The sequence below is a fragment of the Pseudomonas sp. NPDC089918 genome (genome assembly GCF_050280605.1).
Taxonomy (GTDB): domain Bacteria; phylum Pseudomonadota; class Gammaproteobacteria; order Pseudomonadales; family Pseudomonadaceae; genus Aquipseudomonas.
The window spans coordinates 17,385-37,599 of record NZ_JBNNVP010000036.1 but is presented as its reverse complement, the minus strand read 5'-3'; the positions used below and the strand labels follow the sequence as shown (position 1 = coordinate 37,599).

Sequence of the window (20,215 nt, the reverse complement as noted above, 5' to 3'; positions counted from 1 at the left end):
ATAGCAAAGCGCAACACATTGCCTTTTAGCCAAAGTAAATCTTTTTCACCGGAACAGTCATGACATCAAAAAAAAACATGGGCGTAACAGAAAGTGAGCGTATTCTTTCTGAGTACTGCGAGCGCTCTTTCCTTAAGCTTTGGACCTACCCAAACCCCTACAAAGACGACAAACACGAGCTATGTGATTTGTTGGCAGTGTTCGGAAATCATGTTTTTATTTTCTTCGATCGCGACAACCGAATCCCGCTGACCTCAGAGAAAGACCCTCAAGTTCTTTGGGATCGATGGAAGAAAAATGTAATCGATAAACAAATTAACACAGCGCATGGCGCAGAACGATATATCAAAAGCGGGCGGCAGATTTATGCAGATGGGAAATGCACTATACCATTCCCACTAAATATTGATCGGGATTCGATGATAGTGCACAAGATAGTTGTCGCACACGGCGCCAAAGAAGCCTGTTTAAAACAATCCGAAGACAATATTTATGGTAGTTTGGGAGTTTCTTATTCATCCGCCTCAGCTACCTCGGCGGTCCCCAGCCTGCCATTCATGATTAACTTGGACAAAGATAAACCAGTACACGTATTCGATAGTCACAACCTCCCGATTTTGTTAAACGAACTAGACACCGTTATCGATTTTTCTTCATATCTTGATGCAAAAATCAAAGCTATCAATTCCTTGAGCCTGCTGTCTTATTGCGGGGAAGAGGACTTGCTAGCACACTATCTTCTAAATATTAACGAGCAAAACCAACATTTTATAGGAGTTACTGAAAACAATCTCACGGGCTTAATGATTCATGAAGGCGACTGGAAGGATTTCTCTGATAGCGATGTCTATCTAGAGACCAAAAAAGCGTCACAAATATCATATGCCTGGGATGAAATGATCCAGCGTACATGCCAGAACTCGATAGATGGAACACTCAGAGGTAATGCGGATTTATTGCGCGGACAAAGTGCAATATTCGAAATGGTAAAAGAGCCTCGCTTTATCCGTCGAACCCTAGCGGACACAATGTTCAAATCAGTAGAAGACTTTCCTGAGTCTTTGGGAGGCTTAGCCAGAAAGGTCACCGTAATGCCGTCCTACCATGACGGAACCGCGTATGTATTTCTACAATTGAAAGTTAGCCAGGCGCTATTAGAGCAGAAAGATTACAGAGACAAAAAGCAAAGAATTTTAGAGATTGCCTGTGGCGCTGCAAAGAACGCTTTCCCTGAATTAAAAACCATAGTCGGCATTGCAATCAACGCACCTAAATATCATGAGGATTGCTCAGAAGATTTTATTCTCATGCCTTGCGAGAACTGGACGCAAGAAATAAAGAACCATTACGAGCAAGAAAACTCAATTTGGAATTTCTTCCAGACATCGACACTTGTAAAGCGTGAAGTGAACGCAACTGAATTTATAACGCCTCAACAGAAGTCAATCACCTCAGACAAGAAAAAGATTGGGCGAAATGATCGTTGCCCGTGTGGTTCCGATAAAAAATTCAAAAAATGTTGTGGCACTTAATCGCTCGCATTAAGTTGTGTGCGCACTCAACACAATTTTGAACCTATACCAAACTAGCAAGTGCATCATATAAACTGAGTCGCCATCTTTATTGACTGGAGTAACTCGATGCCTACTGGTTACTACCTGAGGAGCGAGGTTTTCAAGAGGGTAGTCACGGGGAAATCGTCAATCAGCGCGGCCGAACAATGTTCGAGGTGGGTTTTGCCCGCGCAATCCGAAAAGTTCTTGGTGACTGAAGTCGACGGATTCATGTTTCGATGCATTACGATGTATCCATACATCGTAATGCATTGGCGGACAGAAGCCCCAGTTACTTAGGTCTGTTGGCCACTTACCCCTACTCTCAACAAGAGCTATGTATCTTTAGGGTATAAGTGGCAATGCGGGACTCTGACGCGAAGAACAACAGATGGGCAGCCCCGCAGCATGTCATTCCGTATCCAGGTTCTGCGCCAGAAAATCCACCAGGTCGAGCGGACTACGGCTGTCGATCACTTTGTAGATCAGATCGCGTTTACTGCGTGGCAACTTCTTGACCACGCTCTTCGCTGAGGCCCTGACGGCTTCGTCGGTCCCATGGATACGTGCCGCGAGCAGCAGCACGAGCGTGGCGTCAGTGAGGTTCATGGCAAGACCCAAAAAATATGCACCGCAGTGTACCGACTCTTCCCTTTTCCGTACTAGCCTCGCGCCGCCAACAAAACGGCACCAGGAGAAATCGATATTCCGATTGCCGCACAAAGGGACAAGAGCCAAAAGGACGGGTAAGGGTTGGAAGGGAATGGGGCCTCAAGGGTAAGAGCGCTACCCGAAAAGCGAAAAGGCTAAAAGGCCACTGGCCCCGCCACCTGCCGGAGGTCAGCATGTTCAATCTGTTTCGCCACAAACGGCCAAAACCCTCTCCGCCACTAACTATAAGCGTTACCGAAGGCTACCTGCCCATCGAATCACCCCACACCCTGTTAGCCGCGGAGCACCGCCGCCAGTTGCTCGATCGCATCTGGCAGTACACCGCCCTCTCCCACGCCCAATTCACTCAACTCTATTTAAATCCGATCCATCGCTACGCCGAACAGGTCCAGCAACTCCCGGCCAGCGAAACGCACCACCATGCGTATCTCGGCGGCATGCTCGACCATGGCCTTGAACTGGTCGCCTGTAGTTTGAAACTGCGCCAGTCGTATCTGCTTCCCACCGGCGCTGCGCCCGAAGACCAAGCCGCCCAGACCGATGCCTGGTCGGCGGGTATTGCTTATGGCGCTCTGCTGCATGACATCGGCAAGATCGCCGTGGACCTGCAGGTCGAGCGTCAGGATGGCCGCCTTTGGCATCCTTGGCACGGCCCCCTGGATCAGCCCTACCGTTTTCGCTATGTCAAAGGTCGCGACTATCACCTGCACGGCGCCGCAACCGGTTTGCTCTACACCCAGATTCTCGACCGCCCGATCCTCGATTGGCTCAGTGGATTTCCGTCGCTGTGGGCCAGCTTGCTGTATGTCCTGGCCGGTCAGTACGAACGTGCCGGCGTGCTGGGCGAATTGGTGATTCAAGCCGACCGGGTCTCCACCGCACAGAACATCGGTGGCAACCCGAACAAGGCGCTGCAAGCGCCGATTCATTCGCTGCAACATCACTTGATCAGCGGACTGCGTCATCTGGTTCAGCACGAGCTGAAACTCAACCAGCCGGGTGCCGCGGGATGGCTGACCCAGGACGCCCTATGGCTCGTCAGCAAGGCGGTCACGGATAAGCTGCGAGCCTACCTGCTGTCGCAATCGATTGAAGGTATTCCTTCATCCAACATCGCGGTATTCGACGAACTGCAATCGCATGGATTGGTTGAATCCACGCCGGAAGGCAAAGCCATCTGGACCGCGCTGGTGACTCAGGGCAACTGGCAGCAGAGTTTCACCTTTCTGCGCCTTCAACCGGCACTGATTTGGGGGAATGAAGACCGGCCTGAGACTTTTAGCGGAACGATAAGCATTGCGGCCCATGACCACTTAACCGACACCCCGGTACCAACACCAGCGCTCGAGACAGTCAGTACAAGATCAGGTCAAAGCCAACCGCAGCCGGATCCCATGGTGCTAGAGGATGTCGATTACCTCGGCACGCTGCTGGACATGTTCGAGTTGGAAGAGCCTGAGGCCAGTGATGCACCGCCCGCAAGTGCTCTCGAAATCTCAACTCCCCTTCCGGATAACCCTGGTCAGGTATTTCTGGATTGGGTCAAGGAAGGTATCCAAAGCCACAAGTTGATCATCAATGACAGCAAGGCTAAAATCCACACGGTGGGTTGCAGCGTATTTTTGGTAACACCTGGCCTCTTCCAACGCTATGCGCAGGAGTTTCCAGGCGTTTCGTGGGGCTCAGATCAGGAGATGGAGCAATGGCGTTGGGTGCAAAAGCAGTTCGAGAAGCTGAAGGTTCACAGGAAGCGAGACAATGGTCTGAATATCTGGACATGCCAAGTGCAAGGCCCTAGGAAGAGAACCACATTGAAGGGCTACTTGGTTGAGGATCCCAAGCTATTTTTTGAATTGATGCCACTCGATAATCCGTTTCTTAAAATCGAAAAATCTTGAATTTCGGTAGTGCCCCATTTGGTTGGGACCGAAACGCAGTTGCTTCACCACTCAGTTACCCATCCCTGGGGACGTATTGTCACCATGATGGATCGGACTTACTAATCGCCCCACCCTAATAAACAAAGGCCCATAGACCTGTTCCGAACCGCCCGTACCACTTCCGTACCACCAACACTTGCTTCCATCCCGCCTACTTCTTCCTTCCGCCTGTTGTAGCAAAATTTAAGCAACCGTTTTCAGCTCCAATCACGAGCACTATCGCTGCCGTACTTTCACGCTTTGTCGGAAGCTTCCCAAGCTGATACCGAGGGTTCGCTCCCCTTCACCCGCTCCCACTATTTTCAAGGCCTCCAGCAGTATCGAGGTAGCGTCAGGCGGGACTGGTGACAGTTACACAAATTGCTTGGGAGCGCCGGCCAAGCTCCCCTTTCTCCCTGCAATACCCGGTTTTAGGTTGACCCATGGGAAAAAGGTAATTTTGGTAATTTTCTTTTTAGGCGGCAAAATAACTCAATAAACTCAATGACTTAAGTAACTTATACAAAGGTAATAATAGGGTAAGGAATAGGTTAGAAAATTACCTTTGGCCCTAGTAATCCCCCTGCTTTACAAAACCCTTTAAAATCAGTCACTTGGCAAAATATTACCTCCAGCCTTACCAAATATTACCCTTTGAGGTAATACGCCAAAGCTACGGTTTATAAGGGCTACAGCCCCTTCGCCGCATCGCCTTACCAAAATTACCCTTTCCCCGCCCTCGACCTGAAATTGCCCTTCCAGATACGCTGCTATGCTTCCAACTTTCCGAATGGAGTCGAAGTCATGGCCAGCGAGTATTCCCTCTCTGTCGTTCTTGAAAGAATCTACGAAAACCAGCAAGCCCTGGAAGCAGCGATCATGGAACTGACGCTCGTGGCAGAACAGCAAGGCTTCGCTGTCGCCGGTGACAACGCCCGGACTGCCCTGGATCGAATTGGCGAAAATGCCGGCTTTATCCAACAGGGCTTAGCGCGCCTGAGAACGATGGAAAAGGACTAGCTGGTAACGGCCAAAAGCGCACATGCCATGCGACACAAGTGCCCGAAAGAACCGGGAACTTTCTGTCCCCCAACTGTTAAGTTTGTTATTTTGGACCGACTAAAATGCGATATGGCAGGCATGTATGAAACACTGGACTGAGCCCAACGGGATACTTTTAATTCAAGTTCCAATCGATTGGCAGTACCTAAATTCAGGCTTTAGCGACTATGAAGAGAAGTCGCCTTACGGGTTTCAACCTTATGAAGACCCGTTAGGCTGCTTTCAGCTGAGTTGCTATCCGCTGAGCGAACTTGCTCCCAGAATTGCCAAAGCCAATCCCAACGGAGTCAGAGAACTAAGCTGGAACGAGTCAAGGGAAGATAACTCCGAGTTTTGCGCACATCTGTTTTTCGGCGCTTATTATGATCAAGCATTGATAGGTAAGTATATCTACGATGTAAGCCTTGAAGGCGACAAGAGGATTGCCGAACAGCTTGCAATCGTGAATAGAATTCTGAATTCGGTTGTGATAGTCCCCGAGAGTGATCGTAAACTGGCTGCAGACCTCGATAAGTTTGATCGATTTACAGGATCTCTTGCAGCATCATATGATCTTCTTTACTCAGCAATTGACGCTATGGCATTCATTGAGATCATTGCGATTACAGCAAATCAAATAGATGCACATTTAAGGTTGAGTTTGGTAATTGCAAAACAACTGGAGGAGAAGACAGACAATATCGAAATCAGATACCTTTTCCAGGCAGATGGTGAAAAGGGCATAATGGAGAGAAAAGTCTTCGATGATGCTTTAAAATTCCAAGTTATTGATGTGGACACTTTCGATAGTTTGAACGAGCTCTACAACTTGAGAAATCGCGTTATCCACCGATACATAATCTCAGATATAAGATCGCGTGATCTTGTCGCGATTGCTGGAAAATATTTGAGTGCTTTAGAAAAAACACGTTTAATCCTTCGCGACTTTGAGCAGAAACAAGCGGTCGTGCCCTATGGGTTGTACGGAACGAAGTGTGGGAAAACCTCTATTACGGACGACGCTATAAGACGATTATATGCGAAAGCAAATGACAAACATCTTCTCGAAAAATATAAAAGAAGCGTTAGTGACAGAAAAATCTAACAAGATGCTACAGGTCACACTTGACCCGCTGTGCACTTTTTGTAACGCAAAAGCGGTCATTCCTCCAAAGCACCGGCCTGTGAGTCGGGGACCGCTTTCGGCCAGAAGCGGACATGTAGGTTGCGCAATATGGCGTCATAAGCACATTGTTAAGCATTTTTTATAATGCAATCCCGAGAGTTATCTGATGCTCCCTTCCCTCGAAAATGCCCTTTCCATCAGCCTCACACCGGATGAAGCGGTCGTATTGTTTGAATTTGTCCGTCGTTTCAGTGATACCGATACCCTATCCATCGAAGACCAAGCTGAGGAGCGGGCTCTCTGGAACCTTTGCTGCGTGTTTGAAAAACACTTGAACCTTCCAATGGAAGGAAGCTACGCCGACATTCTGAAGATGGCGCGGGAAAGGCTCAGGGATGAATGACCGCAACGGGTCGATTGCAGCCTTTGTTCTCTATTGGTGGCGTTGCTGACAAAGAGTAGATATTTTGATGAGCCCGGTCAGCGGGGTTATCACTCAAATTTCAAAACAAGGAAGTTCAATGGGCGTCCCACTCCCCCTCTGGCTCATTCTCACGGTCGTGACCGCTTACGTTGCGAGTACACGCGGGCGATCAGGGCCAAGATGGTTTGCAATCGGGCTTTTCCTTCCCGGCGTAGCCCTGATCGCCGTGTTGTTAATGCCACGGTTGGCAAAGACCGGTGTTGACGCTCTAGTGCACGAAGATCTGCGCCCCTGCCCTGCCTGCACCCAAGCCATCAAAGCTGCAGCCTCACGATGTAAGCGCTGCGAAGCGGAAGTGGAGCCTATCGCCCTGAGAAATCGCAGCGGCTGGGTAGCACGCATTACTGCCCATACCGATGAGGAATTTGAACGGATGGCTGCACAGATGACGCTAATCGACATACCAACAATTCTCGATGAAGCGCCCCACGTTTTCGCAGGCCCGTTTGAAGAAAAGGCCGAGGCGCAAAACATGCTCAAATACCTGAAGTCCGACCATGACCTGGATGGACTGGTGACGTGGCGGTCAGTGACTAGGTAACAAGACACTCCCATCATCGCGCCTGGCCTGTCTGCATACTTTGCTTACATGGAAACCGCAACACGCATAGCTAAGCATGAAAAGCAGATTGGGTCCAACCGTTACGACAGGCAATTATCGGCCAACAGCGGTCGTTCGCCGGTTAGCGCCGTGTCATCGATTCGGACAAGAGTGCCAGAGCCGCACGTAGCTCTCGGTCACTACCGCCTAGCGCATTGCTGGCGATGGCTGCATTTTTCAATAGAATCGTCGCAGCATGTTCGACGTGCTCTTTCAGCAGACGCTCAGATGGACCGGACAAGGTCAGTGCCCCTTTCAACTCATGGCCCATGGCGAACACCGGCACTGACACGGCGGTAGTTTCCGGGTCCCGCTCGCCGAAGGAACAGGCCCAGAAGCGCTCCCGGACCTCAGCCAACGCAGGCTCTGCATCGCGCGCGAATGCCCGAAGGATCTTGCCTGATGCCCCGGCCTGCAACGGAAAGCGTGCGCCCTCTAACACCGACACCCGCACGGCACGCTTGGGCTCGACCCGAAACAAGACGACGCGACTGCCGTTCTCCAGCACATAAAAAGAAGAGGTTTCGCCGCTTTCTTCAGTGATCGACTCCAGCAGCGGATGAATCACGTCGCGCAGTCGGAACGAGGTCTGGTACAGCTGGGACAACCGCAGAGGCTCAGGCCCGACCGAGTAGCGACCATCGCTCAGGCGACGGACGAACCCAGCCTTTTCCAGCGAGGCGATCAGGCGCAGAATCGTGCTTTTATACAGCCCGGTACGCCGCGCGATCTCGGCAAGGGTCAGGCAGTCCTGCTCGATGTTGAAGGCCGACAGAATGGCAAATGCGCGGTCTACGGCCGCCACCCCGCCTTCAGCATTGGCGGCCGGGTCGGAAAGGTTTTTTTCAGATTCGGTAGTCATAGACACTCATTGTCGATTCGTCGCTTGCAGGCGGCGGATGATTCGCAAATCACCCCACCAACCGCAAGACATGTCCCCGCAAGACAATATCAGAGCCGCCCGATCCCTTCTGAAAAAATTCAGCCGCTGCTCACTATTCGCGCAGGAAAAAACGAAGCGATACCACCATTCCTGCGGCGATGAACATGATACAGCCCATGACCATCAGCCCAGCGGTGAACGAACCTGTGTAGTCCTTCAAAAAGCCCATCAGGTACGGCCCAACGAACCCACCAAAAGCGCCAATGGAATTGATCAGTGCGATTCCACCCGCTGCGGCTTGCCCGCGCAGGAACTTGCCCGGCAGGGTGTAGAAAATTGTCTTGCCAGCGATCGTGCCGATCAGAGCTAAAGTGATCCCTGCCAGTGCAGGAATCAGTGCATCCATTCGCAGCGCCAGAATTAACGCAAAGCCTGCCAGCAGCATGGCCACGGTCAGGTTGAAAATGCCTTTGCCAGTGCGGTCCACATGTTTGGCCCAGATCAGGAGCGCTACGGTGGCAAAGAAGTACGGAATGGCCGCCACCCAGCCGATCATACTGACTTCAACGCCATGGGCCTTAAGCATCTGCGGCAACCAGATGCCAATGCCATAAGAGCCCAGAGTGAAGCTGAAGGTGATCGAACTGAGAATCCACACGCGCGGGTCTTTCAGCGCAGCCTTGAAGCCGTGACTGTGCTGCCCTTTTGTCTGTTCTTCAGCCAGCATGCCGGTTAGCACATCGCGCTCTTCGGCGGTCAGCCATTTGGCCTCGGCCGGGTGGTTGCTCAGCACCTTCAAGGTGATCAGGCCGAGGATGCACGCTGGTACCCCCTCGATGAGAAACATCCACTGCCAGCCCGCAAGCCCGAGCAAGCCGTGCATCTGCAACAGCCAGATCGACAGCGGCCCGCCTACCAGAAACGAGATCGGCGTGGCCACGGTAAACCAGGCCAACACCCGCGTGCGGTACTGGGCCGGGAACCACAGGGTGAGGAAGAAGATCACGCCGGGAAAGAAGCCGGCTTCGGCGATGCCGAGGATTAGGCGCACAATATAGAAGCTGTACGGCCCGACGATCATCGCGGTGGCGGCAGCGGCCAGGCCCCAGGTGATCATGATCCGCGCCATCCACAAACGGGCGCCGAAACGGTACATCGCCAGGTTGCTCGGTACTTCGCACAGGCAGTAGCCGAAGAACATGATGCCCGCGCCCAGGCCAAACTGCGTGGCGGTCAGGCCCAGTTGCTCGGTCATTTGCAACGCGGCGTAGCCGACGCTCGTACGGTCCAGGTAATTGAAGAAATACGCCAGCGCGAGCAAGGGGATCAAGCGCCAGGCGGCCTTATGCAGGACGCGGGTCTGCTCGGCATCCAGAGAGCGCACGCTGCTAATGTCGCTGCTGTGCGGGGGTGTCGTGACGATGGCCATGACGGGTTTCCTCAGCATTATTTTTATAAGGCTGACGGCGGGAATGTCCGTCAGCGACAGGAATCAGGAATCCCTTCCAGCGGTATCAGCGGACGATGCCACGCCCGCGCAACGCCTCGATGTCACCCGATGCGTAGCCCATTTCTTCGAGCAGCTCGGCAGAGTGACTGCCCAACTGCGGCACATTGAGGCGGGTATCGAAGCGACGACCATTCATCTCGAACGGCAGCATTGGCACTGTGACCGCGTCGCCATTCTCCAGCGCCAGATGGGCCAAGCCACCCGACTCGTTCAGGTGCCGGTCCTCGAACAGGTCCTGAGGACGCTGGATAGGCGAAAACGGCAGACCGGTCCGCTCGCACAGGTCCATGACCTCCTGCTTGCTCATCTGCGCCAGACGCTCGCGGACCTGCGGCAGAATCTTCACCCGGGCCTGCACGCGCTGGGTGTTTTTCGCAAGTTCAGGGTCACGCCCCAGCTCTGCGAAGCCAAAACTCTCGCAAAAATTGACCCACTGGCCGTCGCTCACAACGCCCATGAACACCTGCTCATCGCCTAGGGTGTTGAACACGTCATAGATGGCCCAGGCCGACAAACGGCTGGGCATCGGCGCGGCGGGTTTGCCGGTGGTCGCCATCTGCATCATGTGCTGCCCCACCAGAAACGCCGAGTTCTCGAACAGACCGGTCTGCACGAACTGCCCTTCCCCGGTGGTCTTGCGCTGCCACAGCGCGGCCAGGATCGAGATGGCGCTGAACATGCCCCCCATGACGTCATTGACCGAGGCACCGGCGCGCAGCGGGCGACCTTCCGGGCCAGTCATGTACGCCAGGCCCGTCATCATCTGCACCACCTCGTCCAGCGCGGTGCGGTGTTCATACGGCCCCGGCAGAAAGCCTTTCATCGAGCTGTAAATGATGTCCGGCTTGATCGCCTTGACCTGCTCGTAGCCCAGGCCGAGCTTTTCCATGGCGCCGGGGCGGAAGTTCTCGGTGACCACGTCGGCGCTTTCAATCAGCTTGCGCACCGCGGTCATGCCTTCCTCGGTCTTGATGTCGACCGCGAAGCTTTTCTTGTTGCGGTTGTAGGTCATCCAGTAGCCCGCGCCGGAACCGGTCAGGCGGCGGGTATTGTCGCCTTCCGGGGTTGGCTCGACCTTGATTACCTCGGCACCCAGGTCGGCCAGCACCAGCCCGCAGGTCGGGCCCATGACCATGTGCACGAACTCGACCACACGCACGCCGGCCAGCGGCAGCGCTTGAAGGTTCTGATTGAGCAGGCTCATCGTGCACCTCCAGCGTAATGGAAATTCTTGCCGACGCCTGCGTCAGGAATGAAGCCGTACAGCGGCTCTCCCGGCAGGCCCTGTTTCAGCCAGGCGCGAGCGGCCACCAGCTTGTCGATGTCCACGCCGGTGCGCAGGCCCATGGATTCAAGGAGATAAACCAGATCCTCGGTCACGATATTGCCTGACGCCCCCGGCGCATACGGGCAGCCGCCGATGCCGCCCTGGGAGGCATCGATGGTGGTGACGCCGACGTCCAGCGCCGCGACCACATTGGCCAGACCCTGCCCGCGGGTGTTGTGGAAATGCGCGCTGCCGGCCTTGTTGCCGATCTCATTGCGCAGACGGGTGAACACACGACGCACCTGGGCCGGATTTGCGTACCCCACGGTGTCGGCGAGCCCCACTTCATCGACGCCCAGCTCGACCATGGCCAAGGCCATGCGTAGCACGTCGTCTTCGGGCACCTCGCCCTGAATCGTGCAACCAAACACCGTCGACAGCCCGGCCTCGACCTCAACCTGGGAGAAGCGCTCGTTGCGCAGTGCCATGACCGCGCGCACTTCGTCGTACACCTGCTGATGGGTTTTGCGGATGTTGGCCAGCGAGTGCGGTTCGCTGACGGAAATCGGCAGGGTGATTTTCTGCACGCCCGCGTTGAATGCCGCTTCGGCGCCCTTGAGGTTCGGCACCAGCGCGGTGACGAAGACGTCCGAACGCTGACGCATGTGCGCCACCAGCTCAGCGGCATCGGCCATTTGCGGCAGCAGTTTGGGAGACACGAAGGAGCCGACCTCGATCTCTTTCAATCCCGCGTCGGCCAAGGCCGTCAGCCACTGAAGCTTGAGCGCAGTGGGCATGGTCGCGCTGACGCTTTGCAGGCCATCACGGGGGCCGACCTCGCTGATCAGGATGTCTACGTTGTTATTAGGGTTCATCGCCGGTCTCCGGGTGTTGAAATGCAACCGTTCTGTCTAGCAGAACAATGTTCTGAATTAATCATGGGCCGATTAAATCCCACTGTCAACGCCACTCATCAAGAGCCATTCCAAGACCTTTCGTGATCGGTTGGGAGCGTTCAGCAGGAATCGCGAAATGAAAAACAGAAAAACCTGGCGGGTTGACAGCTGAAAAAATAAAGTCGAACCTTGTTCTATCAGTAAACACAGCGTTCTGTTGGATAGAACAATAACAACTTGGCGGAAAGGCCTTGTCACCGGCAAAATCGGTGCTTCCCGTTCGCCCCCGTAGGAGCTGATCCTGTGAGCCTTTACGCCCCGCCTGGCGATTTGCCGACCCGCGTGTTCACCACGCTGCCCGAAGCATTCTGGAAAGACGGCGACTCCGACTGGGTACGCGCCAACAAGCCCGGGCAGAAGGTCAAAAGTTTTCTTGAAGGGCCGTCTTTCGACCGGGCCGGCAACCTCTACGTCACCGATATCCCCTACGGCCGCATCCTGCGCATCGATCCTAAGGGCCGCTGGACCCTGATCGCCGAATTCGATGGCTGGCCCAACGGTTTGAAAATCCACCGCGACGGGAGGGTTTTCATCGCCGATTACAAGCAAGGGATTCTAACCCTCGATCCGCACACCGGAGCGGTGACCCCTTTCCTCACCCACAGCCGCAGCGAAGGCTTCAAGGGCGTCAACGACCTGTTTTTCGATGCCAGTGGCAAGCTGTACTTCACCGATCAGGGCCAGACCGGCCAGCAGGACCCGACCGGTCGCGTCTATGCCTATGACCTGGCAAAGCAGACCCTCACGCGCCTGATCGACAACGGCCCGAGCCCCAACGGCCTGGTCATGGACCTGGCGCAGAACGCGCTGTTCGTGGCGATGACCCGGGGCAACGCAGTTTGGCGCCTGCCGATCCAGAGCGACGGCGGCACCAGCAAGGTGGGGATTTTCACGGCCATGGCCGGGGGCGTCAGTGGCGCCGATGGCATGGCACTGGACAGCGAAGGCAATCTGTATGTGTGCGATGCCGGTAACGGCTGCGTCTGGGTGTTCGACCCTCACGCCGTGCCGCTGTACCGCATACGCTCGTGCACCGAGGGCCGCACCCTGACCAACCTGGCCTTCGGTGGCGAGGGCAATCGGCAATTGTTCATCACCGACTCCTCCACCGGTTCCATCTTGGTCGCCGACCTGCCCCATAGCGGTCAGCCGATGTTCTCGCACCGCTAGACCTGTAATCCGCTGACCCTGTGCGCTAGGTGCACGGGCTTCGTTCGGCCTGAAGAAAGCGAGCCTAGCTGCGCTCGCGCCCTTACAAAACTAATAAAAGGGATGCCTATGTTGATTTTTCTGAGCTACGCCATGATCGCCTGCTTCATGTACCTGATCATGAGCAAGCGCCTTTCACCGCTGGTGGCGCTGCTGCTGGTGCCCATTGTTTTCGGCTGCCTGGCTGGCTTCGCCCCGAAGCTGGGGAGCATGATGTACGACGGAGTGAAGATGCTCGCTCCCACCGGCATCATGCTGACCTTCGCAATCCTGTATTTCTGCATGATGACCGACGCCGGTCTGTTCAGCCCGCTGATTAAGGTGCTGCTGCGGCTGGTCAAGGGCGACCCGCGCAAGATCGTCGTCGGCACCGCCGTGCTGGGGTTGTGCGTTGGACTGGACGGCGACGGCGCGACCACTTACATCATTGCCACGGCGGCGTTTTTGCCGCTGTACCGTCTGACCGGCATTCGTTTACAGGTCATGGCAACCGTGCTGCTGCTGGCCATTGGAGTAATGAACATCCTGCCGTGGGCCGGCCCGTTCTCGCGAGCGGCCAGTGCTATGCACGTCGACATCACCGAGCTGTTTTTACAGATGGTTCCAATCATGATCGCAGGCGGTGTGTGGGTGATTTTTGCCGCCTGGTGGCTAGGTCGAATGGAATACCGCCGATTGGGCATTGTCAGCGTCAGCGAGGACAAAGTGCTCGAAGGCTACGCGCACGTTCGCCTGAGTGATCCGAAATTTCTGTTCAACGTGGTCCTGACGGTCGCCCTCATCAGCTCGATGATGCTCAGCCTGATGCCGCTGCCGATCCTGTTCATGGTCGCCTTCGGCCTAGGTTGCCTCATCAACTACCCGACTCTCAAACAGCAGAAGGAAGTCATCGGTCGTCACGCCGACAACGTGCTAGCCGTAACCTTGCTGATTTTTGCGGCGGGCATCTTCGTCGGCATCATGGGCGGCACCGGCATGATCGAGGCTATCTCCGACAACCTGATCGCCATCCTGCCAGAGCAGGCTGGTCACGGCATGTCGGTGATCACGGCGCTGCTTAGCATGCCGTTCACCTACGTGCTGACCAACGACGCGTTCTATTTTGGCGTGCTGCCCATCCTCGCCGAAACCGCTGCCCACTACGGCATCGGCCCCTACGAAATGGCCATCGCATCGTTGATCGGCCAGCCAGTGCACCTGCTTAGTCCGCTGGTGGCTTCCACTTACCTACTGTGCGGGCTACTGGACATCGACTATGGCGATAACCAGCGGGTCTCGCTGAAATGGACCTTCGGCACCGTGCTGGTGATGCTGATCGCGGCCATCGCAATCGGCGCGATCACGGTCATAAATTGAATTATCGGCTGGTTGATCTGCGTACCTGGATGCCAATGCAACATGTGCTCAGTGGCGACGTGTCAGTAAGCGTTTCTCCGACAAGAAAGTACTTTTAGCAACCGTCCGCTTTGGGTCGTTTTCTGCCTGTCGCGACCGGTTGAATCCACAACCCATAGCGGCCCTTCAGGAATGCCTACTATTGGTCAAAAGCAGTAGTACGGACCAGCTTCAATTAACTTAACCTGAAAAAACTCTTAGGGTCGCATGTTATATACATTATCTTGAGAACTTAAGCTTCTGTAAGGTATCAGATCGGGGACTGACGGTGCGACTCGGCAAACCAGAAAAATATCAGATCCTTTTGGCGAGAATTTTTGGCCCAGGTGTTTCTGCCTTGAGCTTAATACATTTTATTTAAGCGGGATCGCGACGTAAGTAAGTTTATTATTAATAACGCACACGATAAAGCATTAACCCCTCACATGGAGATATTCAGCGAATAGAAAGAATTGACTCAATGGTTTTCCAGATCGTTCGCCGCCCATCATCCTTAGACGTCTTGCTGCAAATTTCTGATACAGTATGCATTTGCTTCCAGCCTTCTGATGTAAGCGCATCCTTAATCTTTACGATGCTATAAATTTCGTAGATATCCTCCGCTGGCAGGTCACAGATTGAGTTTGCAGGTGAGGTGTAGCACGCTACGTGACTCTGATAAGCAAAATCCTTCATTGTTTTGCAATTGCAGGATGTCGGATTATCTAGATTAAGGCGCGGAACAATGCTTTCCTGAAGGCATCGCAACGTTGAATCCCGCCACACCTTACCTACCTCTGAGAATTTTGCTGCACCGAGAAAAGCATTGCAGTAGCTTGCGCCGTAGGTTTCAAAATATTCATCATCGCTGCCCTTGCAATTACAATATTTTGCAAAACACTTGGTATACATATCGCATGTCGGTACCGCTGCATTCTGACATTCTCCTAAAGCACTTGAAGGACTTCCAAGCAAGAGTAAGCATGCTAGCACCGATAGCTCGCTACCTAGAGGTCTTTGCAAAAACCGAAAATTATGCGCCTGCATGGTAACCTCTGCATCATTTGAATGTAATTGTGCTCAACTTGGATACTTGTTGCCAAGGCTCTGTAGCAGAGCACCTGTACCAAATGGCCCCCCCACGACCAGAACTGTCTCTCTCAACGACAATTTGCCATACCATCGGTAAGCCTAGGAGGTTCCCGCACGATTCGTATGTATATAACTCTATATAGCGAAGATCAGAGCGCTTCTCTATAGCTGAGGTCGAAAAGTCCTTCAAAAGCAAAGGGCCTTCGGTACAAAACCAGACATCATCGTGTCGCTGGTATGTCTGCGCGCCAAGTGAAATTATTGTATTTGAAAGATCTTCTGTCTTGGATAAGCACAAGTCACCCTTAGATATATTTTGCGCGCTTCTTATTGGTCTAATCTGTTTAAATGACACATTTTCGCTTTTGATCTCGAACACATCGGAAGCGTCAGTATATATAATTATCACTCTCTGACTAATTTTCTCTTCTGCAGCGCCCCCCTCGTAAAGCAGCTTATTCATGGTGATTGAGGAAGATGCATAATCACCCTGCACTGCATAGTAAGTAGACTCCTCTGGAGATGAAATCCCGCATTCGCGATTCTCCAGCGAAGTTCCAATTATAAATGTATCACTTGGTATAACCCTAGACAACTTGCGCGGCCTATCATAAATAGTATATCCGCGAGATTCAGTGAAATAGAAGACGCTATCACCTTCTGTATCGCTTTTAAATACGAGTCCAGGAACTATTCCTGTCAGGTGAGGCAAAGGATCCTTAGACACATTTTTGCTGATAACACCTAATCTAGCTTGCCCTCCGGTTAGATTTGAATAAAACCCGCTAGGGGACGTGCTAAACAACCCGACAAGTTGCCCTCCAATATATACTTCGCCCGTTGCGCAGTCGGATGCATTAAACGTTCTTCGCATTTCTATCACTATGACAGGCAAGCCATTTCCTGCATGACTAGATAAAATTGCAGGTAGAAGAGCTAGAAATAGCCCATATACAACCGTACGCTTAAACATGCTTAAGCCCGTGGCTAAGCTAGCCTGAAAATCTCAGTTAGGGCACACAAATTGACCATTTTGGTTTTTAATCAATGCGCTTCCGTCTGAGCATCTGTAGCATTTATCTAGGTCATAAGAATATCGTTGATCTGTTCCGCAAGAGCGACATGTGTTACCGACCGGTGCACATTCACCGTCCCATCGACACTTGAGTGAACCGGCCTCCTTTTGACATGATTCTCCAGGCTGGATGGCGACTACGCTAGGTGAAAACTCTACTGTCGGGGATGATTCGGCCAGAGATAATGGCGAAAACGCAAAATATTGTACAGCCATCAATAAAACGAAAACCCTATTCAGATTTCTCATTATGACGTCCCTCAAATGGATTTATTGACCGAATAATAGATGGCAAAATTTTACGACCAAGGAATGGTTCGATATAAAAAAAATAGCCTTTATATAAAATGCTTATTACATGACTTTGACTTTAAAGAGAGTCAGGAACCTTGCGATCTAGTAACGGTGAGCTAATGTCTGGAATACAGTTCACCCACTCTCGCTAGGGAGACATGGATGATTCGCTACCTATCGAAGGTTTTAGTTATAGCTGTCATTGCAGTTTCTGCTAAAGCCAGCGAAACAACACACCGTGTAGACAACGTATTTAATGTTGGAGCCGAAATTCCGATAGAGCTCAGGCATTTCACACAGCTCATGGGCGGGAATACACTTGCGGACGCTAGGACTAGGTTCGACTGTTTGAGAAAAACGAATCCTGACATCCCTGCCGCCATCGTCGCCTTCCCTACACCTCCACTAAAGCTCATGCAGTCTTCATCCATTGCAGGCATGCGTCCAACATTTCCATACTCGGTTGTCGTTGCTAGCTACGCTACGGAAATCGAAGCCCATGAATCTCTGTACTGGGCAAGAAAGATCATTGATTTCAGCCCCCTTTTAAAATGCCTTGGCTTCGATAAAACAGGCGATCCAACCATACTCGAAGGTCAATTCTATGTGTATGAATTACACGTCGAAAAACAGAAGTGGCCACAACTTATCGCGAGAACACCTCTGCCGAGCTTTAATGGCATAGGTTATGCCAGGACCCAGTACGCAGGCGTCAGCCAAGATTTTAAAGCGCTTATAAAAAGGAAGATTTATACCAATATTGAGGAGGTGAAGGCCGAGCTTGCGGCCATCCGCAACTTGTATCCAGAAGTGAATTTTTCAGCCATCAAACAAGGCGAGTACTACTACCTCGCGGCAGCGTCAAACGTGGAGAAGTCAACGCTTGATGAAGCCATTCTGCAGATGCGCAGACGTGGACTGTACGAATATACCTACCTGGCCAGCATTTCAAGTGAAGTGGAAGTCAGCAGAGTTCAGCAACCACCCCGTATCGTGGGCATCTTGAGCCAGGCATCAGACTTTGATGTGAAACCTCAATTAGGGACGGTGAAGTCGTCCCTGACGATTTCAGTTCTCGATATGCAGGACTTGGTAGCGCCAGTACAGGAACGGGTGAAGTCATGCTTCGACAAGGTTAAAACCAAAGTTTCGTCAACCGGTGAGGACCTTGAGCTGGGCCTTCCAATGGATGAGTTTGCCGCGTGCTCGGGTGTGGTTCTGGACAACAAAAGTATTACAAAATGCCTATTGGACTCAAGCTGCACCGGGCTTCGCGTACCGTTGCATTTCAATATTCCTCCTTCGAAACTGGTTCGTGAATGCCTGGCAGGAAATGTCGAGCTCTGCACTGGCACCGTCATGGACCCACTATTTCAAACGACGTTCAACAGGCTAAACGGGGTGCAATGTCTCGACAACGGAGCGTCGCCGGCCTGCCTGCAAGTCATGACACTGCTGGACAAGCTGTGTGACGACCCCGCGAACTTGGACAGTTGCACCCTCTACCCGACTTTGATGAGCAGTATCCCCAGACGTTTCTCGGACGTGTTGAGTTGTGTGAGGGACGGGCACTGCCAGAACATCGTGCCAAGGCCGCCAAATATTGATGTGATGGTTACCCAGGAAATTGAGCGGATCAGAACGACGACAGAAGGTTTGGTACGCCCGGTCAAGGAAGGATTGGCAATGCTGAGCAAAAACACCGATGAACTCGTTACGGCATTCAAGGCGTGCCAGGACCTCGCAGCATCCAAGGACAATAAGGAGCAAGCCAAAACCTGCTTTGCCAGGTTGTCCCTGACTCCGGATGAGCTAAATACACTCAGTTGTTTCACTGCTGGCGGCGAGCAGAACAAAACCAATTGCTTTCTCAAGGATGATCGGCTCAAGGAAGTCGTGGAACAGGCAAACTGCTTGAAAGCGGCGGGTCCGGATCTGACGGAAATAGCCAAATGCAGCGGCCACGGAGACCTGGCCAAGATCGAGGAGAAATACAAGTGCGCAACCGGCGAGCAAAGTGCATTGAAGGCCGTGCTCAAATGCAATGACACCCTGCCCCCGGAGGTGGCCTCAGCGATCAAATGCATCGAATCCAGCAATAGTGTGGAAGACAAAGTGCTGGCTTGTCTTCCCGAACAAAGCGAGGGCGTAAAGACGGCGCGCTGCATTGCAACCTCAAAAAGTGATGCGCAGCGTCTGGCCTGTTTGAACGACAGTATCCCGATGGATCCTACCGCCAAGAAATCCCTCGCCTGCGCTATTGCGGCAAATGGTGACACTCAAGCGACAGCGAAGTGCGCCATCGGTGAAATCATCCCTGGTGACCTTGGTAAGGCATTGTCCTGTGGTACGACCTCGACAGGAGCGATCGATTTTGCGCTTTGCGTCGCGGGGCCACAGATGAATGCAGAGCTTCGCATGGCTGCCGAATGCGCTGCATCCACGGGCGGAGAGCCGATTTCGTTTGCAAGTTGCACGGCGGGGCGCCTCACCGTTGCAGAATTGACCAAGTGCATGAGTGGACAGATTGGTCAGGAAGGCGGCTGTTTCGGGCCGAACAATACAATCGTAAAAACGTTAAACAATGCTATTCACGATCTAACCCACGGCCTGGGCGATGGCAACGACCTGGTCAAGGGCTATAAAGAGCTGCAAGAAATCGGCAACAAGCTAGTAGCGCCGTTGGTTGATCTTGGGCGTACCGTCGGTCGGGTACTCGACGACATCGTGAATGAAGCCAAACGTGGGGATGTGGGTAGAACACTGTGTAACTGGTTTGGTTGCTGATGACAGCGTGTACATCGGCAGACCCTCATCGTCCCTGGCAACGGGGATCGAATGAGAACACCAACGGGTTGTTAAGGCAGTACTTCCCGAAAGGGACCGACCTGGCGGAGCACTCGCAAGCCACGCTCAATGAAGTGGCAAGGCAGCTGAACAGCCGTCCTCGGAAAACACTAAACTACGAAACGCCCGCTGAACGATTTAGCCAATCTGTTGCATCGACCGGTTGAATCCACAGTCGAAAATGGCCGCTCATGAACGACCGCTTGTGGCCGATTTCTGCCCCTGGCGAAGGGCGACAGTCGGCCAAAAGCGGACTTCCACAATTAATTGTGTTGGTGCTCTGGTCCACCCTCAAATAAGAAAAACTATAAA

General features: G+C 52.9%; 16 protein-coding genes and 1 pseudogene. 10 read left to right on the top strand and 7 right to left on the bottom strand.

Features of this window, described 5'->3' with window-relative positions:
- Nucleotides 1–59: 59 nt before the first annotated feature.
- On the top strand, nucleotides 60–1,532 hold the full coding sequence (locus ACQKPC_RS22600; RefSeq protein ID WP_427626412.1) for a YecA family protein: 1,473 nt from the start codon (nucleotides 60–62) through the stop codon (nucleotides 1,530–1,532).
- 432 nt (nucleotides 1,533–1,964) lie between these two features.
- Here ACQKPC_RS22600 and ACQKPC_RS22595 read toward each other — a convergent pair whose 3' ends face one another.
- Nucleotides 1,965–2,162: a hypothetical protein gene (locus tag ACQKPC_RS22595; RefSeq protein ID WP_044269227.1), complete on the bottom strand. Its 198-nt coding sequence runs from the start codon at nucleotides 2,160–2,162 to the stop codon at nucleotides 1,965–1,967.
- 236 nt (nucleotides 2,163–2,398) lie between these two features.
- Between ACQKPC_RS22595 and mobH the strand changes: the two genes are divergently transcribed.
- The 5 genes from mobH to ACQKPC_RS22570 all read left to right on the top strand — a co-directional run bounded on the left by mobH (nucleotide 2,399) and on the right by ACQKPC_RS22570 (nucleotide 7,336).
- Complete coding sequence (gene mobH, locus ACQKPC_RS22590; RefSeq protein ID WP_427626408.1) at nucleotides 2,399–4,123, top strand: MobH family relaxase; 1,725 nt, start codon at nucleotides 2,399–2,401, stop codon at nucleotides 4,121–4,123.
- Between the two features lie 825 nt (nucleotides 4,124–4,948).
- Nucleotides 4,949–5,164, top strand: a complete 216-nt coding sequence (locus tag ACQKPC_RS22585; RefSeq protein ID WP_427626407.1) for a hypothetical protein — start codon at nucleotides 4,949–4,951, stop codon at nucleotides 5,162–5,164.
- Between the two features lie 124 nt (nucleotides 5,165–5,288).
- A complete protein-coding gene (locus ACQKPC_RS22580; RefSeq protein WP_427626405.1) occupies nucleotides 5,289–6,290 on the top strand; it encodes a hypothetical protein in 1,002 nt (333 codons plus the stop codon).
- Between the two features lie 187 nt (nucleotides 6,291–6,477).
- Entirely contained in the window at nucleotides 6,478–6,714 is a 237-nt protein-coding gene (locus ACQKPC_RS22575) for a hypothetical protein (protein WP_427626403.1), read from the top strand.
- Nucleotides 6,715–6,781: 67 nt separating this feature from the next.
- Nucleotides 6,782–7,336: a zinc ribbon domain-containing protein gene (locus ACQKPC_RS22570; RefSeq protein WP_427626401.1), complete on the top strand. Its 555-nt coding sequence runs from the start codon at nucleotides 6,782–6,784 to the stop codon at nucleotides 7,334–7,336.
- Nucleotides 7,337–7,478: 142 nt separating this feature from the next.
- On the opposite strand, the gene ACQKPC_RS22565 is transcribed toward ACQKPC_RS22570, so the two are convergent.
- The 4 genes from ACQKPC_RS22565 to ACQKPC_RS22550 all read right to left on the bottom strand — a co-directional run bounded on the left by ACQKPC_RS22565 (nucleotide 7,479) and on the right by ACQKPC_RS22550 (nucleotide 11,931).
- Complete coding sequence (locus ACQKPC_RS22565; RefSeq protein WP_427626399.1) at nucleotides 7,479–8,258, bottom strand: IclR family transcriptional regulator; 780 nt, start codon at nucleotides 8,256–8,258, stop codon at nucleotides 7,479–7,481.
- A 133-nt stretch (nucleotides 8,259–8,391) separates the two neighbouring features.
- Nucleotides 8,392–9,708: an MFS transporter gene (locus ACQKPC_RS22560; RefSeq protein ID WP_427626397.1), complete on the bottom strand. Its 1,317-nt coding sequence runs from the start codon at nucleotides 9,706–9,708 to the stop codon at nucleotides 8,392–8,394.
- A gap of 85 nt (nucleotides 9,709–9,793) precedes the next feature.
- Nucleotides 9,794–10,993, bottom strand: coding sequence for a CaiB/BaiF CoA transferase family protein (locus tag ACQKPC_RS22555; protein WP_427626395.1), 1,200 nt, complete (start codon nucleotides 10,991–10,993; stop codon nucleotides 9,794–9,796).
- Nucleotides 10,990–11,931, bottom strand: coding sequence for a hydroxymethylglutaryl-CoA lyase (locus tag ACQKPC_RS22550; protein WP_427626393.1), 942 nt, complete (start codon nucleotides 11,929–11,931; stop codon nucleotides 10,990–10,992). Before ACQKPC_RS22550 ends, ACQKPC_RS22555 begins: the two co-directional genes overlap by 4 nt.
- A gap of 324 nt (nucleotides 11,932–12,255) precedes the next feature.
- Between ACQKPC_RS22550 and ACQKPC_RS22545 the strand changes: the two genes are divergently transcribed.
- Both ACQKPC_RS22545 and ACQKPC_RS22540 read left to right on the top strand, forming a co-directional pair.
- Nucleotides 12,256–13,182, top strand: a complete 927-nt coding sequence (locus ACQKPC_RS22545) for an SMP-30/gluconolactonase/LRE family protein (protein WP_427626391.1) — start codon at nucleotides 12,256–12,258, stop codon at nucleotides 13,180–13,182.
- Nucleotides 13,183–13,290: 108 nt separating this feature from the next.
- Nucleotides 13,291–14,577: a CitMHS family transporter gene (locus ACQKPC_RS22540; protein WP_427626389.1), complete on the top strand. Its 1,287-nt coding sequence runs from the start codon at nucleotides 13,291–13,293 to the stop codon at nucleotides 14,575–14,577.
- A gap of 474 nt (nucleotides 14,578–15,051) precedes the next feature.
- Here ACQKPC_RS22540 and ACQKPC_RS22535 read toward each other — a convergent pair whose 3' ends face one another.
- Nucleotides 15,052–15,642, bottom strand: coding sequence for a hypothetical protein (locus ACQKPC_RS22535; protein ID WP_427626387.1), 591 nt, complete (start codon nucleotides 15,640–15,642; stop codon nucleotides 15,052–15,054).
- Between the two features lie 13 nt (nucleotides 15,643–15,655).
- Complete coding sequence (locus ACQKPC_RS22530) at nucleotides 15,656–16,660, bottom strand: hypothetical protein (RefSeq protein WP_427626385.1); 1,005 nt, start codon at nucleotides 16,658–16,660, stop codon at nucleotides 15,656–15,658.
- 558 nt (nucleotides 16,661–17,218) lie between these two features.
- On the opposite strand from ACQKPC_RS22530, the gene ACQKPC_RS22525 reads away from it, so the two are divergent.
- The gene (locus ACQKPC_RS22525) at nucleotides 17,219–19,843 is read left to right on the top strand and encodes a hypothetical protein (RefSeq protein ID WP_427626384.1); all 2,625 of its coding nucleotides are present in this window, start codon (nucleotides 17,219–17,221) and stop codon (nucleotides 19,841–19,843) included.
- Between the two features lie 20 nt (nucleotides 19,844–19,863).
- A pseudogene (locus tag ACQKPC_RS22520) lies at nucleotides 19,864–20,070 on the top strand (transposase); the annotation flags it as partial.
- Between the last annotated feature and the right edge of the window lie 145 nt (nucleotides 20,071–20,215).

Coding starts and splice junctions, on each gene's coding strand:
- ACQKPC_RS22600 (WP_427626412.1), top strand. CDS start 60: ATGACATCAAAAAAAAACATGGGCGTAACAGAAAGTGAGCGTATTCTT.
- ACQKPC_RS22595 (WP_044269227.1), bottom strand. CDS start 2,162: ATGAACCTCACTGACGCCACGCTCGTGCTGCTGCTCGCGGCACGTATC.
- mobH (WP_427626408.1), top strand. CDS start 2,399: ATGTTCAATCTGTTTCGCCACAAACGGCCAAAACCCTCTCCGCCACTA.
- ACQKPC_RS22585 (WP_427626407.1), top strand. CDS start 4,949: ATGGCCAGCGAGTATTCCCTCTCTGTCGTTCTTGAAAGAATCTACGAA.
- ACQKPC_RS22580 (WP_427626405.1), top strand. CDS start 5,289: ATGAAACACTGGACTGAGCCCAACGGGATACTTTTAATTCAAGTTCCA.
- ACQKPC_RS22575 (WP_427626403.1), top strand. CDS start 6,478: ATGCTCCCTTCCCTCGAAAATGCCCTTTCCATCAGCCTCACACCGGAT.
- ACQKPC_RS22570 (WP_427626401.1), top strand. CDS start 6,782: ATGAGCCCGGTCAGCGGGGTTATCACTCAAATTTCAAAACAAGGAAGT.
- ACQKPC_RS22565 (WP_427626399.1), bottom strand. CDS start 8,258: ATGACTACCGAATCTGAAAAAAACCTTTCCGACCCGGCCGCCAATGCT.
- ACQKPC_RS22560 (WP_427626397.1), bottom strand. CDS start 9,708: ATGGCCATCGTCACGACACCCCCGCACAGCAGCGACATTAGCAGCGTG.
- ACQKPC_RS22555 (WP_427626395.1), bottom strand. CDS start 10,993: ATGAGCCTGCTCAATCAGAACCTTCAAGCGCTGCCGCTGGCCGGCGTG.
- ACQKPC_RS22550 (WP_427626393.1), bottom strand. CDS start 11,931: ATGAACCCTAATAACAACGTAGACATCCTGATCAGCGAGGTCGGCCCC.
- ACQKPC_RS22540 (WP_427626389.1), top strand. CDS start 13,291: ATGTTGATTTTTCTGAGCTACGCCATGATCGCCTGCTTCATGTACCTG.
- ACQKPC_RS22535 (WP_427626387.1), bottom strand. CDS start 15,642: ATGCAGGCGCATAATTTTCGGTTTTTGCAAAGACCTCTAGGTAGCGAG.
- ACQKPC_RS22530 (WP_427626385.1), bottom strand. CDS start 16,660: ATGTTTAAGCGTACGGTTGTATATGGGCTATTTCTAGCTCTTCTACCT.
- ACQKPC_RS22525 (WP_427626384.1), top strand. CDS start 17,219: ATGATTCGCTACCTATCGAAGGTTTTAGTTATAGCTGTCATTGCAGTT.